This window comes from Brevibacillus sp. SKDU10, from assembly GCF_001645205.1.
Lineage (GTDB): Bacteria > Bacillota > Bacilli > Brevibacillales > Brevibacillaceae > Brevibacillus_B > Brevibacillus_B halotolerans.
Genome location: NZ_LSSO01000189.1, coordinates 1 through 3,213 on the forward strand (window position 1 = coordinate 1; position 3,213 = coordinate 3,213).

Consider the following 3,213-nt stretch of genomic DNA (forward strand, 5'->3'; position numbering starts at 1 on the left):
TGGAAATGAAGAAGGCAATAAATTTGATGCGAATACTACCATCAATAAATTGCCATTCTCTATCGCTTTGCTAACGAAAAATACAGGTACTGTAAACAAAATCACCGTTCATGCGATTGGACAAGGCGGTGGCAAGGTTCCTGTTACCATTAGTCCTGCTACGGGAACAGTTCGCGGCGAGCGTCTATGGTTCACCATTAGAGAACTGCCGGTTAATGGAACACAAAAACTGGAGTTTGAGGTAGAAAGCTCCACTGGTAAAGATAGCTATTCCCTGCAAATTACATCAGCTTCTGGACCGGTTCAAGAATTTGCCAAGATCAAAGACGGTCAGGTTTTTGATTATGATCCAACCATTACTGACTACGAGAAAAAGCTTGTTACCAGCATGAAAGAATTTGAGGGTACTGTTAGCAACGTGGAGCTTGATGCAACTAGCTATACAAACGGTATGGTCAAGCTGACGTTGAATAACAGCGATATTCCATTAGAACCAATCGGCGGCAACAACTATAACTTTAAAATGAAAGCCGGTACAAAGGTTAGTTTTATTGAAGGTCAAAACACCTTGGTCTTCAGATACAAAAAAGGTAACGTTCTGTACGAAAAAACGTACAAAATTACGTTACTATCCAACACCTATCCTGAAATTCCAAAAGGCGGCACAGAAGGAATTTATCCTTATGCAACAGAGAAGCCTTCTAAGGACAATCGCTTTACTGGAAAAGACGGAGTGTATACAACCAAAGAAAAGAAAATGAATGTCTTTGGTACCTTTGATTTTATTGATCTGCCAGATTCAATGTCCGCTATCGAAGGAAGACTCAACGATATGAAGAAAGATATTGATGGTGGTAATGAGCCAAAATATGTTCTTGAAATCAAGTCTTCTGATGATAAGTATGATAAAAAATGGATTTTAGGTAAAAACAAATTATTAATTGATGGAAAAGACACTTGGGGAAGCCAAGAAGTCGACAATTTGGAAGTGAAGTATTTGAAGGACAAAAAATACTTTACCTTCATTCTTTCCAACATTGAATTACCTAAAGATGGTTCAAAACTAGTTTATACCTTTACCGTTTACAATAACGGGGTAAACGGCTCTTCCAAATCAACTTCTCGTTTGGAAGTTCGTGCGCCGGGCTTAATGTACGATATTGTTCGTCCTATTTTGCCGCGTCAAGCTACCTTGAATCAAAACTTTGTTGAAGTAATCATTGATGCACCAGGTGCGGACAGCATTACATTCGGCAAAAATAATGTTGCAACAAAAGTGGACTATGACAGCGATATGGACGGGAAAATTGATTACCCGAACGCCTTTAGAGCGGTCATTACAGATCTAAAGCCTAACAAGGCGAACAAAATTAACTTTACGGTAAAGAGTGCAAACGGCGATGTCGTAAATGATTCGTTCGAGGTATTCTATGCACTAAGTACCATCCCAGGCTCGCAATATATGGCACCAATGACTGCAAAAACCAATATTTTCGAAAAGCAGTTAAACCTGACATTCCCGAAAGATACGTATCTGGTTCGCTACGATTATAACGTACCAGAGAATTTGAGAGGTCAAGTCTTCAAGGGCCATAACATCCTGTACGGAATTGCTAACAAAGAGGATGGCGTTGTTGACCGTTTTGATTATCTACAAGAAAGACCGAAAAACTTTGATGATGTGATTAAGGACTTGGGTCGTGATTTCGAGCATTCCTTTGATACACATTTTGTAAAAGCATCGAATGTATTCTGGATGGATGCAGGTTTAGCTGATGATCCTGGTACAAAGGAAGACTACGATCCGTATCCATATGGTATGCTGCCAATCATGCCACGTGCGTTAACCGATAGTCTGAAGCTGTATAACTTCAACGATGTTCCTGTGAATCGCGTGCTTGTACCAAACAAACGCGGTACGCTTGAGCTTGCATACGATCCGAATGTTGTTTCAGATGCAGCTAATCATCTAACCGTAATGAGATACGACCCGAACAAGTTCTTCTGGGAAAATCTTGGCGGTAAGGTGAATGTGAGCAAGAAAACGATCACTGTTCCATTTGATAAGTTTGGTTATTATGTAGTAGCTAAGCTAAACGATTCCTTTGTAGACGTTGTGACTCATCAATATGCTCGCAACCAAGTAGAAGCAATGTTTGCTAAAGGAGTTATTAAAGCGGATAACGAAGTGGAATTTAAGCCAGATACAGAAACGACACGCGGTGAATTTACAGCGATGATCGTGCGTGCCTTGCAGCTTCCATTGGTAGATAACCCGCCAAGTCAGTCGTTTGTGGATGTACCGTTTGATTACAATGGTACTCAGAAGTACGACTACCGTCACATTGAAACAGCAGCACGTTTGGGAATCGTTCGCGGTAAAGAACCAAAGATTTTCGAACCAAATAGTAAAATTACTCGTGAAGAGGTTGCTGTTATTTTAGCGCGTGCGTTGAAATTAAAAACGGAAACCAATGCAGCAAAAACAACTGCAAACTTAACAAAATTGTTCAAGGATGCACCATTGGTTGACCGATATGCAGCTCCTGCTGTAGTGGAAATCGCCAAGAAAAAACTGATCATCGGTTCTCCAGTAGATCCGAATGACCCGAAACAAGGCTATATATTTGAGCCAAAAGCTAACATGCTTCGCGGTGATGCAGCGATCTTAATGGCTCGTGTCATGGCAATGCAAAAACTGATTCCGGCTGTTGCTGAAGTCAAGTAGGAACTGGATGAAACAAAAGCGAAAACCTTCCTGGCCATTCTGGTTACAAGGAAGGTTTTCTGCTAATCACAGGGAGGACGTTGTATGAAAGGATTGAAGTTAATTGCCTTATCTGCCGCATTGCTTGCGGTTGGAGGCACAACCGTTTTTGCGGCAACTCAAGTAGTGAGTCCATATGGGCAAGAGGGAAACTACCAAAAGGTAGCCTTGACGGTAGATCGTTCCCCTATTAACGAGCGTGGAATTGTAATAGACGGCAAGGTGTATATTCCGGTTGAACCGTTGCAAGATTTGCGTAAGTTAGCTTACTTGAAGGACGATGCCACTTTTGTAACACATCTGTTCTTTGGGGGAGCAGGGGGTTCCGCGGCTCTTACTCAGGAAGCCCAACGTGTAATGGGGAATAAAGATGTTCTAAACACCTTAATGCAAAGCATTCCCTATGAATCAAAGAATTATCATTCAGGCATGATGCTTCAGGATAT

At 41.4% G+C, this 3,213-nt stretch carries 1 protein-coding gene and 1 pseudogene; both read left to right on the plus strand.

What is annotated here, in order from left to right:
• Positions 1-2,728 (plus strand): S-layer homology domain-containing protein (locus tag AYJ08_RS18595; RefSeq protein WP_064018956.1); only part of this gene is annotated, 2,728 nt, incomplete at its 5' end.
• Positions 2,729-2,812: 84 nt separating this feature from the next.
• Positions 2,813-3,213 (plus strand): annotated as a pseudogene (locus AYJ08_RS18600) (hypothetical protein); the annotation flags it as partial.